The following is a 26411-nucleotide window of genomic DNA, read 5'->3' as shown; positions in this document are numbered from 1 at the left end:
CAATTGCAAATTGCAAATTGCACATTGCAAATTTCTTTTGATCTTAATTGTGCATTGATAATTGTGAATTGTGCATTGCTCTAAAACTATTCTTCCTCAAGTAACGCTTCATTAACTCTAGTTACTTCAATAGTTGGATCTTCTAGTAATGCTGCTAGTGAGTTTGAAATTGAAAATACATCTTCGTCAGTTGCTGCAACTTTTAGATTTGTGTATCTTTGTGTTTTGTACACATTATCTCCATCTTCATCCTTACCAGCATAATACTTCATCTCTAAAGTACTTCCTGATGGTTGAGAAACTACTGCCATAATATCACCCCCTTTCATCTGAAACATAGAGTGCAAAGTGCATTGTCTTTACCTATATATATGTAGTTTTTTATTTATTCCCTAATTTTCCCTAAAAAAATATAAAAAAAAGTATACCAAACAGTTTCTGCTCGGTATACTTCTATCATCAATACAAAATAACTATATTCAATTTTAATATCTTCTTTCATAAGCACTTTTAAATATAGAGTCTTCTATCTTATTATAATCTATTTTAATCATCTCTTTCCATAGTTATTTTGAATAAACCGGTTAATTCATTTATTACTATTAATCCCATATAGGTCTATTTTATGCAAACTAACGTTCTTTTTTTGAGTAAACAAAAACCCAACATCAAATATGATGTTGGGTTCTTTTAACAATATTTTTATATACAAGTTCTTAAATTTGTGGATTATTAACAAATTGTTTGTGCCCCCTTAGGGTTCTTCCAATTCTTAAATTAATAATACTTACACATACCATATCCCCCATCCTGAGAAGGACGGCATATAAATCCAAACTTTTTATAAAATTCTTCTGTTCCCTTTCTTGCCATAAGCATAACCAATGCATTTTCACCACAATTTTCATCTAAATAATTCATTAATAAACTCACTACCTTAAATCCAATACCTTTATTGTGATATTCTTTTTTTACCATAATATTACTTATAACGTATACCATAGCATCATCACCTACGATTCTACCCATACCAACTAATTTATCATTATCATATGCACACACACATAGAATTGAATTATTTAAACCTTTTATTGCCCATTCTTTATCACTAGACTTAAAACCTAACTCAATTTTGAGATTATTGTATTCCTTATAAGTTGGTACTTTATTTATGTATTTTATCAATGTCCATCAACCCCATCTATGCATATTTATACTTCATATTCATATTAATAGTATAATTATACATTATTTAAGTTTCAAGTCAAGTAAAAAAACAATTCAGTCTCAAGTTGTGAGGCTGAATTAATTAGTGTTCTAATTTTTAAAAATAAAGTTCGTCAGATTTGCTTCCAATTTTCATCGAAGTATTGTTGAAGATAAGTCAAACCTTCAATTAGTACTTCGGTACTGCTAGCATAGCCAATCCTAACGTACCCTTCTTCGATATCAGGTAAAAACTCATTTTCCCATCTTAAAGGTAGTTAATATGAGAGGTAATTCAAATAGTCCTATATATAATAATAATTCAGTCTCAAAGTTATGAGACTGAATTACTTAGTATTTGAATTTAAAAATATTTTTCCAACTCATCTAAACTCTCTATTTCAAAAATATCTACTAGTATTATATCAATAACTCTATCTGATAAATTCTTGATTTTTTTCTCATCTTCCTCAGTAATATTACCAAATTTCTTTGTAAGCTGTTTTATTAGTATTTCTGATTTTCCTTCTTTAATTCCTTCTTTAATCCCTTCTTTAATTCCTTCTTTAATTCCTTCTTCTCTTATCATTCTACCTATCTCTGTCATCTCAAACACCTCCTTAAACTTATTTTTACTTTTTTCATCTCCGAATTTTTCTAATAATGCATATAGTAATGTTACGCATTGTAATTTAGTATCACTATCTTTTATATTTTGGGCTAGTTCTATGCTTTCTATTGCTCTTTTGTCCCTATTTACGCTACCTTTCATAAGTGGTAAAAAACTTAATGATAATAAATCCTCATCTGTGAGTTTTAATCCCTTTTCTATCTTCTCTCTTAAATAATAGTATTTTTCATCTCCATCAATTTTACTCATATAAAATGGTTCAATACTGTATTTTATTGTACCTGCATCAATAAAATCATCCACTTTTTCAATATCCGCAGAATATATCACTATAGTTTTTACTTTTCTTTTATCTCTATAATATAACGAAGCATCATAGTACAAAAATCTCTTAATATCATCTTTCTTGTTAGTAGTCTGAAACTCAAAATGCAAATAATTATCATCCTCTGTATAAAATAAATAATCTGTAAAATTTGTTTTTATTTTAATGTTTTTAATCTCAGTATTGGCAGGAGCGATAATTTTAGTCTCTATATTAAAAAAATTTACTGCACTTTGCTTAAACGTCTCCATAGCACTTTTAAATATAGAGTCTTCAATCTTATTATAATCTATTTTAACCATCTCTTTCTATATTTTTTTGAATATACCGGTTATTCATTTATTATTATTATTTCCATATCGGTTTATTTTATGCAAACTCTTGTTCTTTTTTTAAATCAAACAAAAATCACGAAGAATAACAGATGGAAGAAATGCAACTACATATAATCTTAATGATGGAAAAAGACAAAAGGAATTAGCTGAATTCTTCAATCTTTATATTTATTTTTAAGACAACTTCTCAAATTTCTACATATATCGGGAAGTACCTGGTACCCTTCATGTTTTTTTGCTATCAGAAAAAAATAATGATATCAAAGCTTGTTTAAATAACTTAAAAAAAGAATATCAAACACTATTAATTTTTAAATACGAAATGGATTTAAGCTATAAGGATATAAGTAATCTACTAGGTATTTCAGAAAATATGATAAAAACTTATTTGTATAGAGCTAGAAATCAATTTAAAAAGATTTGGAGGGAAAAAAATGAGTGATAATTTTGAGGATTTATTTGATGATGAAAAATTAGAAAAATCAATTAAAAAAGGAAAAAGGAATTCAACAATAAAAATTATTATAATTTCTATAATAGTTGGAGTAGTTATTTTTGTAATGGGAATGTTTATTAATACAAAGATTTCTATGGAAATGAGCGAAAATTCATTTAATAACATTGAGACAATTACAAAACTTACCGTTCCAAAGGGATATATAAGTAACTCTATAGATATTTTAGGATTTTTAGGTGGCTCAGGCAACTATTCTATATCTAAAACTGTAGGAAATAAAACCGTTGTATTGAAAGAAAATATAAGTAATTTTGGTGTTTTTTCATCTAATGTTGTAAGCAGATATCAAGGTATAGGCATACATGCTTCAGATGATTGGCCAGAAAATTATTGGGAAAATGGTTATAGAAAAATGATTTTTTTCCATCCTGATATTGACTATAAAGAATACAAAAATGACTTAGCTTTATTAGATGAGGTCCCTGATGGAAAAATTATCGAAATGGGTATTTCTTTTGATAATAAATATAGTGTCTCTGAGGTGTATTCTTTATTCCCTGAAATAAATAAAACATGGATTTGGATTAATGCTTTTACAGATAAAGAAATGGAAGAATATAAAATGGAAGCAAATGAATATGACCCTAAGGCATGTTATATTGATGAATTTAATATTTCTGGAATTAGTATCACAGATGATTATTACTTATATAATGACACAGAAGATAAATATCAAGAATTATTAGATCTTCTTAAAACTAGTACTTATGCTAGACATAATGAGATTTATAATGAACTTGTAGAAAAAGGTAAAGAAAGTGCTGATAGCATCGAATGTTTAGGCGTAATTGTGCAAGGAACAAAGGAAGACCTTAAAGAACTTTTAGAAAACCCTCATATTAAAGCCTCTTCCTTTGGGGTTATTGTAGATAAATATTAAAAATAAAATAATTCAGCCTCAAAGTTGTGAGTCTGAATTATTTAAGGTTCGAATTTATTTTTTAGTATGGCTTCTTAAAATAATTAATTATAAACTTAAATGTTTATATCTCTCTAAATATTTGCCAATAAGTAGATGGCGTTACAGTTTCATTTATTGGTTGCTCTCCCTGTAAGATTTTATAGCAAGCTCAATAGCTCCACATATGCCCGCTGTTTGCCCAAGTTTTGGATAAACAATATATTCATCAATATTATTTAATATCTCATCACTATGAACATACCCATTCAATAACCCTGTAACATACTTTCTAATTTTAGGAAACAGCTGTACTTGTTGCATAACGCCTCCTCCAATTATTATCTTTTGGGGTGACAGAATTAAAATGTAATTGACTAATGCTTGTGCTAAATAATAAGCTTCCATATCCCAGGCCCTATGCTCACTATCTAAGTCATAGCCTTTCGAACCCCACCTTTCCTCTATTGCAGGCCCCGATACTAAACCTTCTAAACAATCTTTATGGAATGGACATTTCCCTTCATACCTATCTTCTGGATGTCTTCTTACAAATATATGTCCCATTTCCGGATGAATTAATCCATGAATTAACTCATTTTCTACAATTGCACCAGCACCTATACCTGTTCCAATAGTTATGTACAAACAACTATTTAAACCTTTTGCCGCTCCCCATTTTAATTCTCCTAAAGCAGCAACATTTACATCAGTATCAAAAGCCTTCTGTACATCAAAATGTTTATCTAACTCTTTAATTATGTTATAGTTTAGCCAACCTGGTTTTGGTGTAGTAGTTATTGAACCGAAATTTTTACTATTAACATCTAAATCTACAGGCCCAAAGGCACCTACTCCTATAGCATGAAATTCTTTATCTTTAAAATATTCTATAACATTTCCCATAGTTTCTTCTGGTGTAGTTGTTAAAAAAGATTTTTTTTCAATAATTTCACCCTTTTCATTTCCTACAGCACAAACAAACTTTGTTCCTCCAGCTTCTATTCCAGCAAATTGCATAGTACTCCTCCTTCCTTGTTTTAACCAAATAAATAATTATATATCGTCACAATTTTATTAATATTATTTTTGATTTAATATTTTAATTAATCACTTAACTTTTGACTTAAATCATTTAATAATTCATCAAATTTTTCTCGGCTCATTTTTCCAGTATTAACCATATAAATATAATCATATATATTCGGCAAGTATTTTAATTGAAGCATCTTTTTAGCAAAAGCATGCGCTGCTATTTCACTACAGCGATTAATATGAGCTTTACGAGTAAAAAAAGGAAGTTTAATAGTCACTATTTCATCTAGTTTTTCTGAAATTGTAAACTCCTCTTTGTGTTCAATAAAATGATAAAACTCATGACACAAATGCATATCAAGTGCTGTATCATAGGAAATATAATCATTACCTTGATATGAACTATTATCTGAAAATTCATTGAGTGATTTCGTATACATAGTCACGATAGTTTCTTTTTTATCTATAACAACATGCGCTCTAAACTGAACTCCACAATAACTATTTTTTTCTTCAGAATACTTAATGATAATTCCATTCTTTTTGTAAAGTTCTCTAATATTTTGTCCACAATACTTTTCGGCAAATTCCTCTCCACATTTCAGTGAATTTTTAATATAATACATATATTTTTCCTTAGGTATTTTATGAAAAAGCAAATCATTAGACAATTCGCATAAAGCAAGTAACTCATCACTCATTTTCATTTATATAATCTCCTATTCATAGCATTTATTTATATGCAACTGCAATTAATTCTTCTTCACCCTTCATAACTTCTGTTTCAACGTCTATAATAGAATAAAGTTGCTCTGATGTTTGCATACCTGTCAAATCAAGCATCTTTTCTTTATAAAAAAGAAAAACTTTTGGAATCGTTGCATTTGCATCTGAATAAGTTGTATTATCGTCTATAAAAGCATTAAATATCCTCTTTTGATCAGATTTTTTAAATTTAATATACTCTGCCTTTTCTTTTTTAAGACGTACCACTCCTTCTCTATCTATAATACAACAACTTTTTGCTTTCATTTTAATAAGCCCTAAAAATACTTTTTTAATTGTCTTTGATTCAAAAAGATTCCATCTTCCTGTACTATAAATATAATTTACTGTAGACTTATCTACAACTAAAGCTTCTGCTGAAATGCTTCTTAATTCTTCCTTTGATAATTCAGTCGCTTTTAAATTCTTCTTTCGTAGTTCTGTTGCCCCAGTTGCAACTGCTCTCAAAATATTTTTTTGTACATCTATTTCAATTGATACGTCAACAGTTTCTTCATTAGCACCTGATTTAACAATTTTTTCAATAATATCCGAACGAATTTCTTTAATATCTTTCTCAGTAGGATTCACAATAGTTCTTTCTAATTGTTCACGTACCATTGCTAAAGCCACTCCAATTGTTGAAATATACGGTGCATTCTCAGCTATTTCCCCTTTAAATCCAAAATGTTCTGCAAGTGGATTCACAACAACAGAAGCACTTCCACCTCCACCTACAAGGGTTATAAACTTACGATCTATTTCATATTCATTAATTAATTCATCAATAACTACAGATAATTTTTTTATTGCAAGTTCCATAACCTGTTTTGCTGCCTCTTCTCCTGTTATCCCAATATATTTCCCTAATGCATCCCATGCAACCTTTGTAGACTTCATATTTCCATATGCATAATCACCCTTAGCAACATATCCCAATAAATTTGATGCCCCTGCTAGCGTAAGAGAATATTCATTTCCATCTTGAGCTACAATTGTTACATACTCACAAGGGTCATCTTCCCTTGGGCTTACAAACTGTATAGTTGCCTCTTTAATAGAATCATCTTCTACAAAACACTCATAATTTTTACCTGCAATATGAGCACTTCTAGGTCCTATATCAACAATCTTATTATCTTTAACACGAATCATACTTCCACCTGCTACACCTAAAGTACGTACATCTAAAGATTGCAAATAAGTTTTGTGTCCTCCCACCTGTGCATACTTAATCATAACTTTTCCATTTTTAATAACAGAAATATCGACACTTGTTCCTCCCACTTCAAAGAATATTCCATCAGATATTTTTTCATACATTAAAGCTCCCGCTACACCCGCTGCCAAACCTGATAGCATAGTAAGTATAGGTCTCTTACGTACTTCATTAATACTCATTACTCCACCATCACAACGCATAATCATTAGACCAGACTTGATTTTTGTATCTATAACAGCTTGCTCAGTCATATTTGCTGTTTCTATCATTTTAGGAATAAGACTTGCATTAACTACAGCAGTACGAGTACGCATTTTAAGACCATATAACTGAGAAATTTCATGTCCGCCTGTAGCATATAATCCTTTTTTATTAGCATATTCTACAATTTTCAGCTCATTTGCAGGGTTGTCAACACTATAAGCCTCTGATGCCACAATAACTTCTAATTCTTTCTCAGTCAACTCATTAATTGAACTTTCTATTGTCTCATTATTTACATTCTTAGAATCGATAAAAACATTAGCTGATTTCAAATATTTACTTGGAGCTAATTCAATATTTCCTATCTTCGTTTCTGCCTTAGCACTCCTACTTTCTAGCCCTGTACCCATACCGATTATTCCTACAGAAGCCACATCACCCTCTAATAAAGCATTAGTTGCTTGAGTAGTACCATGTGCTATAAACTTCACATCATCTGGTTCAATATTATTTTCTTTCATAAGCTCTGAAATTATCTTTACTACACCAACAGCAACCCCTTCTTCATGGGTTGTTTGAATTTTCTTTTTTGCCATTACCTCATAAGTCTCATTATCAATAATTACTGCATCAGTAAATGTACCGCCTACATCTATACCTATTCTTACTTTTTTACCCATATAAAAACCTCCATTATCTATGTATATCTAAAAGGAATATTATTCCTTATTATTTTCAATTTAAATCAAACAGTGTATAGTCAGAAGTTTATTCCTCTATACACTGTTCTTAGTTTAATTACATTACAATAAAACTAGCTACAATCAATCCTACAAATGTTGATATTGAAATCCAAACTATTGTCTTTTTAATATAATCATTAACATCTGTTTTGGTAAAATCAGCAATCCAAACATTATGAGAGTTAGTTGGATCACATACTGCTTGTACATTACTATCTAAACGAAGAGCAACCATAGCTGCAATTGGATTCATACCTGCAGCTGCAAGAAGTGCAACAATACCACTACCTAATCCCCAAACATTTAATGGTCCTCTATATATTGCTAGAGGAGATAACAACCCAAATATTAATACAAACATAAGTGGGCTTGTAGGAATAATTGATTCAATAAGTGGTTGAAGAACGGTAGCAACTTCTGGAGCCATAACAGATTTTAACGTCATTCCAATACCGATCATAAGTGCTATTGCACCTGCTGTATCTTGTATTCCTTCTACAAATGAACTGGAAACAATCTGTATAGGATTCTTAGGTGTAGCAAGAATTAAAGAAAGTACTATACCTGCAAGGACAGCTGGAACAAGTTGTATACCAAATGCAAAAACAAGAATAACAGGAATTACTGGAGTAATAAGTGCAATGGTTCTAACATTTTTTTCTGGACTATTCATTTCTTGATTACCACCTGGCATAGCCCACGCTTTAGACGTTTTTCCACCAAACTTTATAAATACTATAAGCATAATAACTGAAACAACAATAAGTGGTATACCACAAAGCCATGAATAAGCAGTAACTGTTTCAATAGGTAAACCTAGAACATCAATATATACTCCTAGAGTTCCAACACTAAATGTTACACCAATACCATTAGAAAGAAGTAAAACTATACCACTAACAGCTGGACTTAATCCTGCCGAAATCATAATAGGAAGAATAATTGTACCTACAAGTATAATCATTCCAAGACCATTAGATGCTGAAAATATAATAGAACATACTGCAAGGAATGCTAACGCTATAGGTAAAGGCTTATCTCCGGCCAATTCCGCAGCTTTTCTAATAATTGTCCTTGTTACTCCTATTTTAGTAAGCATTTTCCCAAACCAGCCACCGAATATAAGTCCAGCAATTGCTGTACTCATTCTCATAGCTCCACCTTGAAGAATATCATTTGCAATTGTATACGTTTCTGAATCTGATGAAGTAAAAGGAATACCTGCAACTATAGCTATCCCTATAGCCATAATCGGTAGTGCTAAAATTGTTGGTATTTTTCTAGTCATCATAAGTACTACTAATACTAAGAAAATTGCTAAAATTCCGATAATTTGTAAAGTATTCATAAAAAATCCTCCTAAAATTTTTATTTATTTAGATAGACTCAAAGTCTAATCAAAATCTTATTTACCAATATTTTTAATTACACTTCTAGAAAAGCATTTTGTTCTTTTAGTATCTTTTGTATTTTTTTAACGTTTACATCTTTCCCACTTATATTTTGCTTAGCTGCTATTGCTGCCGCAACTCCGCATGCATGACCCAATGCACCTGCAGTTGGTGTAGTTCTTATAGCTGCTTGAGCTTCAAATGTTGCAGATACACATCTTCCTGTTATAAATAAATTATCAACTTCACCCGAAATCATAATTTCAAAGGGAATATTATAAAATGTGCCTGGCTCAGACATAAATACACTATCTGTTCCTTCACCATTTGGATTATGTATATCAATAGGATAAGCCGAATGAGCTATAACAGAATCAAATTCCTTACGCTCTAAAATATCCTTTGCTGTAAGAGTATATCTGCCTTTCACTTGCCTAGATTGTCTTATACCAATTGAAGGTCCTGTCATTTCTAAATGTGCATTTTCAAAACCAGCAACATATTTGCAAAGAAATCTTTTTAATTCTTCACATTGTATACGTCCTATTTTTTCAGCATCGCTTAAACTCCAAGGATTAGTGGGATCATGACCAATAACTCTAGTAGTATTAATAATAAATTCACCAGGCTGAGAAGTTTCAAAAAATAGAATATCTTCACGTGGTATTGAGATTTCGCCGGCTTCTTTTGCTTTTTTGAATTCATCAATAAAACCTGCTATTGAAAGAAATGATGTTTTATTCATTAAATCAATATTATTAACCAACCTTGGGAATTTTTCTGAATTATTATTTATATGCTCTCTCAATTTTTTTGTATCTACATTACAAAACTTCATATTCATAGTCATAGGCTGCATAGCCCCATCAAGTTCTCTTCCTTTTATTGTAGTGGCACCACTCCAATTGGCAATATCCCCATCACCTGTTGCATCAATATATACTTTACCTTTAACTTCAGATAGCCCATTTTTATTACAAATAGTAAGGTTTTTTATCTCTCCATCTTCAGCTTTTACCTGACAGACAGCTGTATGAAAAAGTACTTTACACCCCGCCTCATCCAGCATTTCATCTAATACTAATTTTAATCCCTCTGCATTAAATGGTGTTACGTAACTTATGTACTCTGTTGTATCTTTAATATGTCCAGGAGAATATCCTTTTTTAATTAAATTTTCTACAACTTCTCCCATTACGCCTTTTATAATTTGTTTATCGCCAGCATAGAAGGTCATCATAGGACCGACTCCACAAGATGTAAGTGCTCCGCCTAAATATCCAGCTTGCTCTATAACAAGTACAGAGGCACCACTTCTAGCTGCTGCAATAGCTGCTGTACATCCTGAAACTCCTCCTCCAGCAATAATCACGTCAAAGCATATCAAATTTTCTTGCTCAATCATTAAATATTTCCCTCCTCAAATAAGTAATCTTTATCTAAAGAATAATATTCAAAACTATTTTTGTAATTATTGATTTTTATTGATTTTTAGACATATCATACATTATTCTCTTGATGTTTAATATTCTTTATTAAAAATATAGTACTATAAAAATCAATAAACGTCAACATGTTTGATTGTTTTTTTTATTATCAATCAAATAATATCATAATTATGATTTTGTAATTACATCGTTACCCTATACACTTTCTAACATTATTTGCATTTCATTCATTATTATATTATAATGGCAGGTGAATATAAAAATTGTGAGGTAAAAAAATGGGTCCTGCAGTGATTGCAAAAATTATTTCTATGCAACAAAATTACACAATGAGTGAGAACGAAATAAGTCAATATATCATTAAAAATTCAGAATTTGTTGTATCTAGTACAATTACTACCATCGCTAAAGAAACAGGTACATCTGAAGCTAGTATCAATAGATTTTGCAAAAAAATTGGCTATAAGGGTTTTAATAAGTTTAAAATTGCCCTTGCTCAAGAAAATTTCTATAACAGCATCCAAAAACAAAGCACTCATAGTGGTGAAATAGGATTTATCGAATCTGTAACTATGGATTATCGTAAAATGTTAATGAATACATCTGCTATGTTGGATGAACCCACTGTATTTAAATCAGTAGACTTTATAAAATCTGCACAAAATATTCACATCATTGCACTATTTAACTCTTCATTAGTCGCATATGAATTGGAGTTTAAATTTAATCTTATAGGGATCCCTGCTAAAACACATACAGATGTTCTAGATATAAACATCAGTACTTCAAATATAAGTAAAAATGATTTAGCTATTATTATTGCACCTACAATACTTAGTAAAGATATTTACCAAGCTTTAACTTCTTGTCATGAAAGAGGCTCTAAAATTATTACCATAACTAGTTTTGATTCCCCTCAACTAAATGACTTAGTTGACTTAAAGTTTATAACCTCCGATAAAGTTACCGCCCATAACTCTAACTCTTTATCAAACAACTTAATGTTTTTATATGTTATCGATATAATTTACGGGGCACTTCTTAAAAGCGATAAATCATTATATAAGAAGAAACTAGACAGCGATACTATTATTAATCATCATCAAAAAATGAATAATTATATATATGAATATTAAAAACCTTTTATAAAACAAGCCTCCTTTTTCCCACTTTCTAGTTCTCAACCAAAATCAGTATGGAGTGAACTACCCTCCACTTACTTTCTTGAAGTGGGGACTTCTTGATCAATACTCCTAGTAGAGAACAAATAACCCTTTTAAGATTGGCAGAAATATGGGCGTAAAATAGGAGAAACGGTTCAAATAACTCTGTATATAAAAATAATCTAGTAGTGAGATTCACTACTAGATTGCTTGCATTTTAAAAGTATTTTCCCAAATAATCAAGGCTGAATTATTTAAGGTTTGAATTTTTTTAAATTAATAATACTTACACATACCATATCCACCATCCTGAGAAGGACGGCATATAAATCCAAACTTTTTATAAAATTCTTCTGTTCCCTTTCTTGCCATAAGCATAACCAATGCATTTTCACCACAATTTTCATCTAAATAATTCATTAATAAACTCACTACCTCAAATCCAATACCTCTATTATGGTATTCTTTTTTTACCATAATATTACTTATAACGTATACCATAGCATCATCACCTACAATTCTACCCATACCAACTAATTTATCATCATCATATGCACACACATAGAATTGAATTATTTAAACCTTTTATTGCCCTTTCTTCATCACTAGACTTAAAACCTAGCTCAATTTTGAGATTATTGTATTCTTCATACGTTGGTAATTTATTTATGTATTTTATCAATGTCCATCAACTCCATCTATGCATATTTATACTCATTATTCATATTAATAGTATAATTATACATTATTAAGATGGGGATTTCAAATAGATTTGTAAATAGGAATAATTCAGTCTCAAATTATAAGACTGAATTATTTTATACCCTAGGGGGTTTTGCGAAACCCTAGGGTTGAGCTTGCTACCCCTGGGGTCTTAGTCTGACTTTCTTCAAACTAATTTCAAATACAAATCTAATGTTCTATTTACCTCTTCCTTAACTATTTCTACAAAATCTTCATTACTTCCAGTAGTATGCGCCTTATCCAGTGCAGTATAATATTTAAGTCTCTTGTCTGTTTTTATAACTATAGGAGGATATCCATTCTTCATAAGTTCTAAATTCAATAATAATCTTGAAGTTCTTCCGTTACCATCAACAAAGGGATGAATTCCTACAAAAATTATATGAACCATTGCTGCTCTCTCAACGGGATGTAATTTTTGACCATCTGAATTATACCATTTTATAAAATTCTCCATTTGCTCTTTTATTAAAAATGGCTCAGGCGGCATATGTTGCGCTCCTGAAATCATAACATTCTGATCTCTATAATTACCAGCATATTCATCATTAATACCTTTTAAAACTAGTCTATGAATATTTTTAATTTGCCATTCAGTAAACTCTTCTTTATTTCTAACTATATTTTCAATATAAAGTATTGCTTCTCTGTGGTTTATAACTTCTAAATGTTCTCTTAAAGTTTTCCCACCAACAGTTATACCTTCTAATACAATTTTCGTTTCCATAAGAGTAAGTGTATTGCCTTCTATAGCATTAGAGTTATATGTCCACTCCAAAAGCAAGTTCTCTCTTATACTCTTAATAGTATATTCTGGTAACGGTCTTTTACTATCTAACAAAGTTTTCTTCTCATCTATCTTCAAAAACATTATTTCACCCCTACATTGGCTTCTAACAGAAATTAGAATATAATTTCAAAGTTGAAGTAGTTTATATCTCTAACTAAATTATACCCTATTTGTACAAGTTTAATCTACATGTAGAATATTTAGACCCCAGGTGTACTGCCAATAAATGGATGACGCTAGGAATTTATTTATTGGTTGCTAGAAATTATTAATCAAATATAGTATAATTTCATTAAATGAATAAAAATGTATAATTAAGTATTATTTTTATTGGTAGCTAACATTAATTTTAAGTTAGGAGAATAGACACATGAAAAAAAATGGGGATAGAGTTATTAAAGAAAATCAATCTTTTTATAAAAAATTATTTAGAGATAATCAGGAAATAATGCTTTTGATTAACCCGGAAACATTTGATATTGTAGATTGTAATTTATCCGCTTGTAACTTTTATGGTTATTCTTATGATGAAATGTTAGAATTGAGTATTAAGGATTTGAATATACTATCAAAAGAACAAATTGCTAGAGAAATTAATAGTGCAAAAACTGAATATAAAAATACATTCTATTTTAAGCACAGAATATATAATGGTGAAATAAGGGATATAAAAGTTAATTCTACTCCAATCAATATAGATAGTGAAAGTTTATTATTTTCAATAATTACTGACATAACTGCTAGTAAAATTCAAAGTGATAAACTTAAGATTGAAAATACTAATCTTGAAAATATTATAGCTCATAGGACTTATGAACTAGAAAAAACTAATTTAGTATTAGACAAAGCTAACAATTTATTTTCTGCTATTCTTGAAAGTTCACCCGAAATCGTTGTATTTGCCCTTGATTGTAATTATCGTTATCTTGCATTTAACAATAAACATAGGGACGCAATAAGGACAATATGGGGAAAAGAAATTGAAATAGGCATGAATATGCTAGATATTATTGGAGAACACGGAGACAATAAAAAAGCAAAAGCAAATTTTGATCGTGCTCTAGCAGGCGAGAGTTTTGTAGAAGTTGAGGAATTTGGAAATGAAAAACTTTCAAGGTTATATTGGCAAGATTATTGGGCCCCTATATTTTCTAAGGAAGGTAAAGTAACAGGGCTGACTTGTTTTGTTATGAATGTGACTGATAGAAAACTTGCTGAGAAAAAGATTAAAGAAAATGAACGAATACTACGTGAATCGCAGAAGGTAGTACGTATTGGTAGTTATATAAATGATGTAGTTAATAGAACATGGAGTAGTTCAGAAGAAACAAATAGAATTTTTGGAATAGATGATAATTATGAAAGAACGCAAAGAGGATGGTTAAATATAGTACACCCAGATTATCGAAGAGAATTTTTCCAATGTGTTTCTAAGTTTTATTCAGAAAAGACTCGATTAGATTACAAATGTAAAATAATTCGTTTTAATGATGGTGAGCAAAGATGGGTACATATACTTGGAGAACTAGAATATGACGAAGAAGGAAATGTAGTATCTATGCTTGGAACTATAGAAGATATTACAGAGCGTAGGGCTCAAATAATAGCTCGTACAGAAGAAAAAAAACTTTTAGAAACAACACTTAGGTCCATAGGAGATGGTGTAATTTCTACTGATAACAATGGTAATGTAGTACTTATAAATAAAGCTGCTGAATTCCTAACTGGTTGGACACAGGAAGAGTCAATAGGAAAACCAATCGAAGAAATATTTAATATCATAAATGAGATTACAAGAGAAAAAAGCAAAGGAATAGTTAGGAAAGTGCTTGAAAGCGGAAAGGCACTAAAATTAGTTAATAATGCTATATTGATTTCAAAAGAAGGTATTGAAAGGCATATAGAAAATAATGCAGCACCGATTATAAATGAAAATTATAGTATTTCCGGTATTGTATTGGTTTTTAGAGATATTACGGAGAGAAAAGAAAAGCAAAGAGAAATTTCAAAGTTAAGCTACAATGACCATTTAACGGGTCTATATAATCGTAGATACTATAATGAAGCTCTTAAAATAATTGATATTGAAGAAAATCTTCCTTTAACTGTTGTTATGGGAGATGTAAATGGTTTAAAACTTATAAATGATTCTTTTGGCCATGATATAGGTGACGACCTTATTAAAAAAGTAGCTAAATGTATGAGAAATGGTTGTCGTACGTCGGATATTATTGCAAGAATAGGAGGCGATGAATTTGTTATTTTATTGCCTAAAACTACTGAGGTAGAAGCAGAAAAAATCATAAAACGGATTAATAATTTTACTGCAAAAGAAAAAGTAGAATCTCTCAATATCTCTATTTCCTTTGGCTATGAAACAAAAAAAGACCCCCTTCAGAAAATAGAAAATATATTTAAGAACGCTGAAGACAACATGTATAAGGAAAAACTCTTTGAAAGTCCAAGTATGAGGGGAAGAACAATAAATGCTATATTAAGGACTCTTCATGAAAAAAATAAGAGAGAAGAACAACATTCCAACAGAGTTTCTATGCTTTGTGAGAGGATGGGTCATGCCCTTGGATTATCTGAATATGGGATTAATGAACTCAAAACCGTTGGACTACTTCATGATATAGGTAAAATTGCTATAGATGAAAATATACTTAATAAACCAGATAAACTCACCAGTAATGAATGGCATGAAATTCAGCGCCATCCTGAAATAGGATATAGAATTTTAAGTACAGTAAATGATATGTCTGATATAGCTAATTATACCCTATATCATCATGAGAGATGGGATGGGAAAGGTTATCCAAAGGGCTTAAAAGGAGAAGAGATACCTTTTATATCAAGAATTATATCTATAGCAGATACTTTTGATGCTATGACTAGTGATCGAAGTTATAGAAATGCCTTACAAACTGATGCTGCCATTGCAGAATTGCAAAAGAATTCAGGCACTCAATTTGATCCTGAACTAGTAGATATGTTTATTAAAAGAGTCACTTCAGGAGAAATGGGCTATATAAAATGATAGATAAAGCTATTAGCAAGATGATTTTTTATTTTGATGGAGATGTGCGGAGAATTAGAATGTTTGGATTCTAAAACTATGCTTACTTTGGAGCTTGCAGCTATATTCCATGATATTGGGATTAAAATTAGTGGGAAGTACCTGGTACCTTTGTGTGACAAACTCCTTTGGACCACTTGCTAGCTAAATGGATTGCGTTAGGAATTCATTTATTGGTTGCTACAGTTCCTAGTGTTTTGGCTGCTTCCGTTCACAAACCGAACGAAAATAGTTCGTTCGGTTTAATGTATTATGTTTGATTTCTAAATTCAAGAATAAAGTTCGTCACAAAGACCCCTAGTTGTTAATAACATTTTATTATTTATAAGAATCAAATAAATCTTTAACAATATAATATGACTGTTTTAGTCTTTCATGATAAAGTGGCAGATCCCATGTATCCCATTGATATAAATATGTGTCTTCTTTTCTTAAGCTACCTTCTTTAGGCTTTGGCATAGAATCAGTAACATTTGTTATATTTTCTGTTACAATGGCATTTCCATTTTCATCTGGCTTAAAGGTTAAAACAGCTAAATCTATTCCATCAATAATTTCACTTCCTGAAAGATCTTCCTTCCATAAATCCCCCATAATCTTGCGAGTACTAGGATCTTTAAAATTAAGTAACAGCCAAGGAATGCGAATTTCAATTTCATTATTATCCTCATCATAATAAAAATCTGATAAAGAATTATAATCTTCATGGTTTGGATTACCGATTCCATACATTAGTTTACCTGTTTCATAACTACTAAAAGGAATTACTCTATCTTGACTTGGTATATACATCTCTTTATTCAAGGCCAATCTAATATTATTAAAAACACCATTATCTTTTATTGATGTATTTTCTACTTTTGGTATCAAGTTTAGCTTTTCGCCATAATTATAATAGAAGGAATCATAGTAACTATCAACTAAAATTCTGGAGTTTTCCTTTCCATTTAGATGAATTATAAAATCACATCCCTCTTCGATTTTAATACCTGTGTTAAATGGAATGTTTGTATTTCCTTGATTGGACTTGGTATTTAATAATATTAATGTATTCATTTTAGTCCAGTCTATACTTCCACCAAAATCTTTATAGTCAATACGCAGATAAAGATATTTCTCATCACTAGTTGCGTATAAATTCTTAATAGTTCTTCCATCATCGTATCCATCATCAAAATTATTAATAGGCTTTAGATTTTCTTCAAATGCTTTATCTATTACTGCTTTTTCCCAATCATCTACTATCCCATCAATGCCTATCACTTGTTCTTTGCCAGGGTCAAAACTCATAAGTCCAAACTGCTGTTCATTAGTTTGGTCATTTGACCAATATGGTCTTCTATCAGGGTCATCATAATCCATAGTATTCCAGGTTCTTTTAAACCACTCATCCTGCCATGAGAATATAAGACCTCCTGCCATTTCTTCATCAACAATATTTTTAAATAATTTACTATCAATTTCACCCTGTTGTTTTTCAGAATTAAATCCTTGATTCATATTATAAACATTTTCATGAGTTTCTCCTCTTGAAGCTGGAACTCCAAACTCAGTAACTAAAATCGGCATGTCATGAACATTTTTCATCTCATTAATATAACCAGCATAATTATTTTTTTCTCCATCTTTATCAACATAATTTATATATTTTTCCTCATAGTTTAGAAAATCAGGATAATAAGGATATATGTGATACGATGCAAAAATACCTGAATAATCTTTTTCTGTACTATATATATGATTTGGATTTACTTCCACCAAATCTTCTTCCTCAGATGGTTCAGAAGGGTGTGTAAGTAAATCAGTTGTTACCCAATTGGTAAAACTAATAGGCCTTTGCCATTTATAATTTTCATACTCATAGTTTAGTGTGAATTCCATATTCTCCGCTAACCAAATTTCAAAAGGTGACGCATCTTTGGTGTAAATGTACTTCCCATTAAAGTCTTCTAAATTCTTGTTTTTTTCATTTGTATTTACTACCATATTAGGGTCCCACTCAATTCCTATAATCCATCCTATAACATACTGAGATATATCATATCTATAAACCCCGCTTGCATGACCTATAACTTTTTCAATATTAGCATTACCATTAATTACATCAATTGTATCTTTAATAGCCTCTTGAAAAGATATTAGGTTACTCTCATCAAAAGCATTTTGTGTTTCTAATAGATTTTCTTCTTCTATCCATACCCCATGAAATAAGTACAATGGTTCTTCAGCCTTTTCATTATATTCATAAAATGCTTCATAAAATTCAGGTGGGTGTACGGTATATATCCTAATAGAATTTGCATTCATTTCTCCAATATATTCAAACCATCTTAAGTACTCTTCTTTGGTTATAGCCGTTTCCCCTGGGAAGTATCCAGGTTTTGCTATACCCATATTTACACCTTTTATTAAAAAGTCTTCCCACTGATCATTTTTTAAAATCTGAATTTTATCTTTACCTACCATTGCTGGCACCTTAAAATCTACAACCGTCTTAATTTCTAATTGTTTCTGCTTATAATTTTTATCACTATAGAGTATGTCCTCTAAAATCGTATTCATCAAAGGAACATAGCACTTCCAATAAAATGCTTCTGTATCTCCTTTTACATCTAAACTAAATATTTTTTTTACTTTTTCAATTCCATAAACTTTATTTACTCCTCCTACTTTGTTATTATCTGCAAAGTCACCTGCAAAATAGTAAGAATTATATATGTATCGATTATTTCTTACAACTGCAGGAAAGGTAAGACTTATTCCTTTATCTTGTAAAATTCTTTTACCTTCATCAGTAACATCCAAGGTATATTCAGCCAAAACTTCAGATTCTTCATATGGTTCTAATATCTCAAACCAATAATAATATGGAATTTCTTTTTTAATTCCAAACTCTTTTTTGTATGGCTCTTTAAATTCTAAGAGAAGATTAGACTTTCCTATATGAATATCTTTTTCTAGTACAATGACTTCATCATATTCAGACACAAATATAAATCCAGAAGTATTAAATTCCCACTTACTTTCGTGCTGCTCTTCATAATTTTCGATAATCCAGTTAGGAACTTCTATTCCTTCAGTCATATCATTATAATATCTACCTATCCATCCACTCCACTGAACTCCAAATATATCTTCAATTTCTTCTCTTTCTTTTCTATCTGTTGGCGATGCCATTGTATTAAATTCACCAATTATAGTATTTCCATCTACTAAGCTTTTTTTTACTTCAGTCAGTTCTTCTGAATCCAATCCTCCATAAATTAATGTAGACCTATCCCCTTTTATGTCATCCATTTGGTAATCATCCTCATAAACGCCATAGGTATCAGCAATGTAAATCAATTGAGGATTAGTTCCTTCTCTCTTATATTCCTCTACTTCATAAGAATCCCCATCACTTGGGTAGTACCCAAAATAATCCTCTTCATATTTAAAACTTTCTTTAGTTTTACTATCATATATTTTATTATGGTTCAATACCCACATTAACCCTTTATGTTCTCTATAATCTTCAATAGGAACTGTTTTATCTATAATAACTGCATCTAGGTATTTTATAGGCATATCATGCCATTTCCATATTGGAAAGCTAATCAGTAGAATTATAGCTAAAATAACTAGTATAAAAATAATTCTAAGTAAAAATAAGATGCTTCTATTTTTCATTTATATCAACCTCTTATCGCTTCATTTTATGAATTATTAGCGAATCCTTTTCTCTCTATTTTCCCCCATGATCCATTACCTTTCAAAGAACTAATATATCCAAAAAATCTCCATAAGCTAACTATTTGTCTGAATCCAAAATTCTCTATGATAGAGTAAAATACTAAAATAACTAATTCTTTTAAACTTATATAGCTTAATTCTCTTTCTCCAATAAACAATGATGACATTGATATGAATATTCCTTGGAGTACTGTAGATAAGAAAAGTAAAAGCGCTATCTTAATATTAAGCAATCCAAAAATACCAGCTAGAAGTACCATTAAATAACCTTGAACTTCAACTAAAGGCCCCATCATCTCAAATATAAAAAAGTAAGGCATGGACACCATTCCAGCCCTTCCATATCTAGGATTTAAAATCATTTTTTTATGAAAAGTTAGAATATCTATAAGTCCCCTATGCCACCTATTTCTCTGAGATCTAAGACTTTTATATTCTTCTGGAACCTCTGTCCAACAATTAGCATTAAAACTATAATCTATTCTATACTTCAATTTCTTTTCTCTCATATGTCTTGATAGCCGTACAACAAGCTCCATATCCTCACCAACAGTATCTTTACGATATTTACCACTACTTGTAAGATATCCTCCGATTTCTATAACTCTATCCTTTTTAAAAACCCCAAAAGCACCAGATATTATTAATAAGCTATTAATCTTGGCCCATCCGATCCTTCCAGCCATAAATGCTCTTATATATTCTATCATTTGGAATCTAGCAATGGGTTTTTTAGGTATATTTATTGTAGAAATATATCCTTTATCAACAGTACATCCATTTATGGGAAAAATATTACCCCCAAGTGCTACAGCTTCCTTACTATCATCAAGTACTAGAGAAGCTATTTTCAATAGTGCATCACTTTCTAGTAAAGAGTCTGCATCTATTCCACAAAAATATTCTTTTGCAGAAATATTTATTCCAGTATTTAAAGAATCTGCTTTTCCTCCATTTTCTTTATCAATAACTACCAATTTAGGGTAAGATTTATTTTTATAAACTCCTCTTATTGGTCTAGTATTTATTTTATAATCAATAATATAATCTTGTTTTTCCAAATTAAAATAATCAATTAAAGTATTTAAAGTCTTATCTTTAGACCCATCATTAACTACTATTAATTCATAATCAGGATATACCAGATTCAATAGCGAATTGATACTCTCAATAATAGTAGCTTCTTCATTAAAAGCTGGTGCGATTATTGAAATTGTTGGCAGCATTTTTTCTTTAAATAAAAATCCCCTTTTTTTCAGCTTCCAGTTTTTTATTTGAGTTGAAACACCTCTAAAAGATAGAATTAATAATCCAAAATATATAAGGTTTATTGCAAAAGAGTAATAAATCAAATAGTAATTAAAATCTACAATATAAATTTTTATTTGCTGCAAAAAAGTCTTTGCGAAAATAATATTGTAATGACGTAATATATATATAACTGGAAATATTAAGAAAATAAAAATCAGCAAACTATAAAGAGTAATTATTTTATTTTTTTCAAATTGTGAATCTCTTTTTGAAGAACTAACATAACACTTTTCTTTATCAAGTTTTTCTAAAATTCTTGGTTCTAAATAATAACAATAATCAGTATAGATTTCTTCATTTTCTCGTCCTGCTTCTCTTATTATAGAAACTATTTTATTCTCTAGCTCAATATTCTTATTATTATTCAAAAATACAATAATGTTACTATTCCTTTTAAGAAGAACTATCTCCTTAATTATTGTATGCAAATTACTTTCTTCATTTGTATACAACTTTAATAGTAAGTAATCCATATAATAAGATAATGTTACGCATAATCCATTTCTTATAAAAACGTTTGTTTCATTATTTAGTAAATTAATAATCAAATCTATTAATCTTTTATTGCTATTAATAATTTCATTTATTGCTATAATAATATCCTTATCAATTTCCGTTCCATCGAGTAGTGTAGTCAATTTAATTAAATTTTCTCTTGAGCTTACCTTTGATAATGTTTTAATTGCTATTTTTTTAATATTTTCATCTTCATTTTTATAATAAAGTGGATTATCAAGAATCTCATAATAAAAAACCGAAAGAGATTCCAAAGCTGTATACAGTAACTCCTTCTTTTGTTTTTCTGGATAATAATTATATTCATCATTCATTAACTGACTAATACTATTTAATAGGTAATCTTTTAAATTTTGCGAAGGATAAATTGATGCAAAATAAAAGAATAATTCTTTTATTTCAAATTCCTCCCTATCCTTTAATGTAAATAAGTGCTGATTTAAATCCTCTCCAAACTCACTAACTAAAACATTAACTCTTTCTCTAAACCATTTAGGGGCTCCAACTACAGACTCTACTATACTAGATATTGCGCTTTTATAATTTAATATACATAAAGAATTTATCATATATAGCTTTACTCTATAATTTTTTTCTTTTATTAATGCATTTTTTAAGGCTCTTTCAGTAATTTCACTATCTAAGCCTCCAAGGCAAACAGCTGCATATGCTCTTTTATATTTAGAAAATGATCTTAATTGTTTAATATACTTATTACTAACTTTTTTTACCTCAATATATTCATCTATTTCTTTTTTAGTTTGCGAGTATAGTAATACCCTCTCTCTTATATTAAAATATTGCTCCATTAATCTATTTTTAGTGATTTTTGTTGTTTTAGAATTCTTTTCTTTTATATCTCCTATCTTATATTTTTGTTTTTTCTCAATATAATTTTCTTTTAAATAATCAATGATGTTTTTATCGTCAATAATCTTTTGCTTTTGCTTAAGTTTATTTATTAAAATTTTCATAAATATTAATAAATCTAAAATAATAAAAATTAATAATATTAGCAGAACCAAATCAATACTTAGATTCATTGAGATAAGCTCCTTTGATTATTTTCTTTACTACTCCAACAACTTCTGATATTAAATAGGGCTTTTTAAAATAATAATCCACATCAAGTTCAAAGGCTCTTTTTACTGTTTCTTCATTTTTTTGATGCGACATAAAAATGAATGGTATTGCCTTTTGAGTAGAGCTTGATAACATTTTTTCTCTTATTAGAAATCCTTCAATTTTAGGAATCATTATCTCTGAAATAACAATATCTGGCTTTGTCTTTTCTAATATTTCTATAGCTTCATAACCATCCATTGCTGAAATTACAGTGAAATTCTCATATTCAAAAATAGTTCTTAATACATCAATGTTTATAATGTCATTATCAATAACAAGTATCTTTCCAATACTTTGATCATATTCGGAAATATCCGAGTTACTTAAAACAATATTCTTACCTAGCATTTTTGCCTTATTTATCCTTACTTCAGCAGCTCTCAAGAATGATTGAGCTAACTCATTTTCCAAAATATCATTTCTGTTAATAATTTCGTCAAAACTTACGAGTCCAATTGAAACAGTAATGTTTTCAATAAATATCTTAGATTTTTCTACTCTGTTTCTAATTTTTTCTGCAAAATCTATAGCTTGGTTTTTATTATTACCGATTAAATAATAAGCAAAACTTGGACCTGTTTTTTTAAAAATAATATGATTATCTTTTTTCATTTCTTTTAGGATATATGATAGCTTTTTAATTGTATTATCGCCTTCGGTATTGCCATATTTATAATTAAATTGAATCATATTATCTATTTCAATATACATTAACACAGAATTTTGTTTTCCTTTTTTGATAGATAACTCTTCTATATTTCTACTTATATAATTCATAAAAAAGTTTTCATTATAAAATCCTGTTATGGGACATTTAATTAGTTTTTCTTCTGTTATTTTAATATTTTCATTCAATTTTTTATTAATATCCTTTAATTTATCATTTTCAGATATTAATTTATTCTTTTCTTTTTCGAACTTTAGAATTTCAGATTTTAATATTTTGGGTTTTGAAATATCATACTCCTTAATTAATCTATTTAATAAAGGCTCTATCACAGTAATCCATCTTATACCTTTTTTGTTGTATATTATTTCAAAAAAATTATCCCATAATTCAATTCCTGAAAAATCAAAATCCTTAATCGCTAAATTATTTGTATCTAACTTAATCCCAGAATTCTTAAATATTTCCCTTATTTCTTCTGCTTCAAAAACAGCATCGTATCTCCTAAGTACATCATTACACAACATTAAATATCCACCATTTAATGTAAGTTCCCTTTTTATAGAGTTCAAAAAAAACCCACATTGAAGATCTCTAAGTACTTTTATGTAATCTTTTATGTTTTTATTAATTATTGAGCCATGCTGAGATGCAATCATAGAAATATCCATACTTAAAAATTTCTCCATGACAGGTCTTATAATTTCATTACCTGGCATATAATGCTCATGAAATATTTTCATAGCTTCAATATAATTCTCATTTGCATATAAACTCCACTTATTAGATATAGCTCCAAACAGGTCAGAACTAAAAAGAATTTTACTTTTTCTATCATAAGTAGCAATAGCTCCTGGAAAATGTAAATATGGAGTAGGTATAAATTGAATATTTCTACCTGATTTTAAATTTAAGTTGTAATTTTGTTCGTTTACAATGTATTCCTCAGAACTTATGCCATAATGAGTTGCAATAGTCATAGTTCTCCAATGAGTTACCACTTTAGCTTTTAATCCAATTTTTTCGAACAAGGGTAATGCTGAACAAATATCTGGATCTTGATGACTTAAAATTACATATTTGATTTTTTCAAGAGGTATTAAACTAATAACTTTCCTATAAACCTCTTCAAAATCTATTGCTGAACCAGGATCTATAAATACTGCTTCATCTTCATCAATTATCAAATATGAATTACAATTAAGTCCTTTGTTTACTTTACCACTACCTATCCAAAAAATTCCCTCATTTATTTCAATTGTCTCCATAGTCTTATTCATATTTTTTAGCCCTTCTTTTATAACAATCTATTTTCTTAATTCTAGTTATATTTTAACAAATAAAACAACTTATTGCATGTTTTTTCTATTCTCAAGAACTTTAGCATATAAAACTTTACTTATTATTACAACTAATATCATAGCATTATATTTTATTGTAAATAGCACAGTTAAACCACGAATTATCATTAAGTATGATATTATTATAAGTGTTAGTAATTATTCTAAAAAGAGGTGTACATATGATTAAATTTACCAAATTAACCATTTGCTTAATGCTTGTGATTTTATTACAATTCTTATTTTTATCATGCTCATATTCAAAAAATCCTAAATCTATCAATGATGAAAAAACGCTAGCTACTTGGCTATGGGATACCTCTATCATAATTGATTCTCCTGATATTATTCTTCAATTTTTAAATGATAATAATACAACAACATTATTCCTGCAAATAGATAAAAACCTTGATAAAGATTATTATAGAAAGTTTATTAAAAAAGCAAATGATTTCAATATTTCTATATATGCTCTAGATGGACACCCTGAGTTTATATACACAGATAAAAGCGAATATCAACCATTCTTTGATTGGCTTACAGATTATCAGAATACCGCACAAACTAATGAAAAATTTCAAGGTATTCATCTTGATGTTGAACCGTATTTACTAGAAAAGTGGGAAGAAAACAAAGATGAAATAATACCAAATTATCAAAATTTAATTTTGGATGCAACTGAAAAAAGTAAAAACTTGAATTTAACAATTGGTTTTGATTTACCTTTCTGGTTTGATTCAATTACGTTTGAGAATAACTACGGCGTAGGTAATTTAGCTGAATTTGTAATTATGAATTCTGATGAAGTAGCTATTATGGCTTATAGAAATTCTAGTGATGAAGTTATCGAGTTATCTAAAGATGAAGTTATCTATTCTGAAAACTATAAAAAGAAAATATTTATTGCAGTTGAAACACTACCCTCAAATGAAGGCGCTTTTATAACATTCTTTGATAAACCCTTAAGTTATTTTAATGCTGAATTAGAGAAAATCAAATCAGCATATATATCATCTGATGCCTTTAATGGAATAGCCATTCATGATATATCAGGTTGGATGGAACTTAAATAAAAAGGAGAAAAATTATGCTACTATGTTCACAAAATAAAAAACGCAATATAAGGGGTTTAAAATGAATAGAGAAGCAAATACTATTGGTACAAGTGGACTAGCTGGTATAGCTCTTACTTTAAATCATGTATTCCAATTTCCAGTAGGGAAA

18 protein-coding genes are annotated in these 26411 nt (G+C 29.3%); 5 read left to right on the top strand and 13 right to left on the bottom strand.

Features of this window, described 5'->3' with window-relative positions:
- Positions 1-86: 86 nt before the first annotated feature.
- The 3 genes from ACVHXK_RS15725 to ACVHXK_RS15715 all read right to left on the bottom strand — a co-directional run bounded on the left by ACVHXK_RS15725 (position 87) and on the right by ACVHXK_RS15715 (position 2464).
- A complete protein-coding gene (locus tag ACVHXK_RS15725; RefSeq protein ID WP_461207367.1) occupies positions 87-311 on the bottom strand; it encodes a DUF1659 domain-containing protein in 225 nt (74 codons plus the stop codon).
- A 466-nt stretch (positions 312-777) separates the two neighbouring features.
- Entirely contained in the window at positions 778-1185 is a 408-nt protein-coding gene (locus ACVHXK_RS15720; protein WP_461207366.1) for a GNAT family N-acetyltransferase, read from the bottom strand.
- Between the two features lie 385 nt (positions 1186-1570).
- The gene (locus ACVHXK_RS15715; protein ID WP_461207365.1) at positions 1571-2464 is read right to left on the bottom strand and encodes a DUF4351 domain-containing protein; all 894 of its coding nucleotides are present in this window, start codon (positions 2462-2464) and stop codon (positions 1571-1573) included.
- 268 nt (positions 2465-2732) lie between these two features.
- Here ACVHXK_RS15715 and ACVHXK_RS15710 point away from each other — a divergent pair, with 268 nt between their 5' ends.
- Both ACVHXK_RS15710 and ACVHXK_RS15705 read left to right on the top strand, forming a co-directional pair.
- Positions 2733-2939, top strand: a complete 207-nt coding sequence (locus ACVHXK_RS15710; RefSeq protein ID WP_461207364.1) for an RNA polymerase sigma factor — start codon at positions 2733-2735, stop codon at positions 2937-2939.
- Positions 2932-3894 carry an anti sigma factor C-terminal domain-containing protein gene (locus ACVHXK_RS15705; RefSeq protein ID WP_461207363.1) on the top strand — a complete coding sequence of 321 codons (963 nt, stop codon included), beginning with the start codon at positions 2932-2934 and terminating at the stop codon, positions 3892-3894. Before ACVHXK_RS15710 ends, ACVHXK_RS15705 begins: the two co-directional genes overlap by 8 nt.
- A gap of 153 nt (positions 3895-4047) precedes the next feature.
- On the opposite strand, the gene ACVHXK_RS15700 is transcribed toward ACVHXK_RS15705, so the two are convergent.
- The 5 genes from ACVHXK_RS15700 to ACVHXK_RS15680 all read right to left on the bottom strand — a co-directional run bounded on the left by ACVHXK_RS15700 (position 4048) and on the right by ACVHXK_RS15680 (position 10677).
- Positions 4048-4932, bottom strand: a complete 885-nt coding sequence (locus ACVHXK_RS15700; RefSeq protein ID WP_461207362.1) for an ROK family protein — start codon at positions 4930-4932, stop codon at positions 4048-4050.
- A gap of 86 nt (positions 4933-5018) precedes the next feature.
- On the bottom strand, positions 5019-5654 hold the full coding sequence (locus ACVHXK_RS15695) for a hypothetical protein (RefSeq protein ID WP_461207361.1): 636 nt from the start codon (positions 5652-5654) through the stop codon (positions 5019-5021).
- 25 nt (positions 5655-5679) lie between these two features.
- Positions 5680-7818, bottom strand: coding sequence for a hydantoinase/oxoprolinase family protein (locus ACVHXK_RS15690; protein WP_461207360.1), 2139 nt, complete (start codon positions 7816-7818; stop codon positions 5680-5682).
- A 118-nt stretch (positions 7819-7936) separates the two neighbouring features.
- Positions 7937-9229 (bottom strand): citrate transporter, encoded by a 1293-nt coding sequence (locus tag ACVHXK_RS15685; protein ID WP_461207359.1) that lies wholly within the window; start codon positions 9227-9229, stop codon positions 7937-7939.
- A 77-nt stretch (positions 9230-9306) separates the two neighbouring features.
- Entirely contained in the window at positions 9307-10677 is a 1371-nt protein-coding gene (locus tag ACVHXK_RS15680) for an FAD-dependent oxidoreductase (protein WP_461207358.1), read from the bottom strand.
- Between the two features lie 321 nt (positions 10678-10998).
- On the opposite strand from ACVHXK_RS15680, the gene ACVHXK_RS15675 reads away from it, so the two are divergent.
- A complete protein-coding gene (locus ACVHXK_RS15675) occupies positions 10999-11856 on the top strand; it encodes a MurR/RpiR family transcriptional regulator (RefSeq protein ID WP_461207357.1) in 858 nt (285 codons plus the stop codon).
- 303 nt (positions 11857-12159) lie between these two features.
- On the opposite strand, the gene ACVHXK_RS15670 is transcribed toward ACVHXK_RS15675, so the two are convergent.
- Both ACVHXK_RS15670 and ACVHXK_RS15665 read right to left on the bottom strand, forming a co-directional pair.
- Complete coding sequence (locus ACVHXK_RS15670; RefSeq protein ID WP_461207356.1) at positions 12160-12444, bottom strand: GNAT family N-acetyltransferase; 285 nt, start codon at positions 12442-12444, stop codon at positions 12160-12162.
- 328 nt (positions 12445-12772) lie between these two features.
- On the bottom strand, positions 12773-13498 hold the full coding sequence (locus ACVHXK_RS15665; RefSeq protein WP_461207355.1) for a Fic family protein: 726 nt from the start codon (positions 13496-13498) through the stop codon (positions 12773-12775).
- A 289-nt stretch (positions 13499-13787) separates the two neighbouring features.
- Here ACVHXK_RS15665 and ACVHXK_RS15660 point away from each other — a divergent pair, with 289 nt between their 5' ends.
- Positions 13788-16457 carry an HD domain-containing phosphohydrolase gene (locus ACVHXK_RS15660; RefSeq protein WP_461207354.1) on the top strand — a complete coding sequence of 890 codons (2670 nt, stop codon included), beginning with the start codon at positions 13788-13790 and terminating at the stop codon, positions 16455-16457.
- Between the two features lie 357 nt (positions 16458-16814).
- On the opposite strand, the gene ACVHXK_RS15655 is transcribed toward ACVHXK_RS15660, so the two are convergent.
- Genes ACVHXK_RS15655 through ACVHXK_RS15645 form a run of 3 tightly spaced genes read right to left on the bottom strand, consistent with a single transcriptional unit; the run spans position 16815 to position 25127 of the window.
- A complete protein-coding gene (locus ACVHXK_RS15655; protein ID WP_461207353.1) occupies positions 16815-20165 on the bottom strand; it encodes a hypothetical protein in 3351 nt (1116 codons plus the stop codon).
- A 26-nt stretch (positions 20166-20191) separates the two neighbouring features.
- Entirely contained in the window at positions 20192-23098 is a 2907-nt protein-coding gene (locus ACVHXK_RS15650; RefSeq protein ID WP_461207352.1) for a glycosyltransferase family 2 protein, read from the bottom strand.
- Positions 23082-25127: an oxygen-binding di-iron domain-containing protein gene (locus ACVHXK_RS15645; RefSeq protein WP_461207351.1), complete on the bottom strand. Its 2046-nt coding sequence runs from the start codon at positions 25125-25127 to the stop codon at positions 23082-23084. The genes ACVHXK_RS15650 and ACVHXK_RS15645 overlap by 17 nt, the downstream gene beginning before the upstream one ends.
- Positions 25128-25369: 242 nt before the next feature.
- On the opposite strand from ACVHXK_RS15645, the gene ACVHXK_RS15640 reads away from it, so the two are divergent.
- The gene (locus ACVHXK_RS15640; RefSeq protein ID WP_461207350.1) at positions 25370-26260 is read left to right on the top strand and encodes a hypothetical protein; all 891 of its coding nucleotides are present in this window, start codon (positions 25370-25372) and stop codon (positions 26258-26260) included.
- Positions 26261-26411 lie beyond the last annotated feature (151 nt).

The organism is Clostridium sp. DL1XJH146 (genome assembly GCF_054819755.1).
The sequence above is the reverse complement of the archived record's forward strand: the minus strand, read 5'-3'. Positions and strand labels throughout refer to the sequence as shown.

Bases quoted from the DNA above. Each gene is read 5' to 3' on its own strand.
- ACVHXK_RS15700 (WP_461207362.1), bottom strand. From the start codon at position 4,932: ATGCAATTTGCTGGAATAGAAGCTGGAGGAACAAAGTTTGTTTGTGCT.
- ACVHXK_RS15685 (WP_461207359.1), bottom strand. From the start codon at position 9,229: ATGAATACTTTACAAATTATCGGAATTTTAGCAATTTTCTTAGTATTA.
- ACVHXK_RS15665 (WP_461207355.1), bottom strand. From the start codon at position 13,498: ATGTTTTTGAAGATAGATGAGAAGAAAACTTTGTTAGATAGTAAAAGA.
- ACVHXK_RS15650 (WP_461207352.1), bottom strand. From the start codon at position 23,098: ATGAATCTAAGTATTGATTTGGTTCTGCTAATATTATTAATTTTTATT.
- ACVHXK_RS15660 (WP_461207354.1), top strand. From the start codon at position 13,788: ATGAAAAAAAATGGGGATAGAGTTATTAAAGAAAATCAATCTTTTTAT.
- ACVHXK_RS15680 (WP_461207358.1), bottom strand. From the start codon at position 10,677: ATGATTGAGCAAGAAAATTTGATATGCTTTGACGTGATTATTGCTGGA.
- ACVHXK_RS15705 (WP_461207363.1), top strand. From the start codon at position 2,932: ATGAGTGATAATTTTGAGGATTTATTTGATGATGAAAAATTAGAAAAA.
- ACVHXK_RS15725 (WP_461207367.1), bottom strand. From the start codon at position 311: ATGGCAGTAGTTTCTCAACCATCAGGAAGTACTTTAGAGATGAAGTAT.
- ACVHXK_RS15690 (WP_461207360.1), bottom strand. From the start codon at position 7,818: ATGGGTAAAAAAGTAAGAATAGGTATAGATGTAGGCGGTACATTTACT.
- ACVHXK_RS15715 (WP_461207365.1), bottom strand. From the start codon at position 2,464: ATGGTTAAAATAGATTATAATAAGATTGAAGACTCTATATTTAAAAGT.
- ACVHXK_RS15640 (WP_461207350.1), top strand. From the start codon at position 25,370: ATGATTAAATTTACCAAATTAACCATTTGCTTAATGCTTGTGATTTTA.
- ACVHXK_RS15695 (WP_461207361.1), bottom strand. From the start codon at position 5,654: ATGAAAATGAGTGATGAGTTACTTGCTTTATGCGAATTGTCTAATGAT.
- ACVHXK_RS15645 (WP_461207351.1), bottom strand. From the start codon at position 25,127: ATGAATAAGACTATGGAGACAATTGAAATAAATGAGGGAATTTTTTGG.
- ACVHXK_RS15675 (WP_461207357.1), top strand. From the start codon at position 10,999: ATGGGTCCTGCAGTGATTGCAAAAATTATTTCTATGCAACAAAATTAC.
- ACVHXK_RS15655 (WP_461207353.1), bottom strand. From the start codon at position 20,165: ATGAAAAATAGAAGCATCTTATTTTTACTTAGAATTATTTTTATACTA.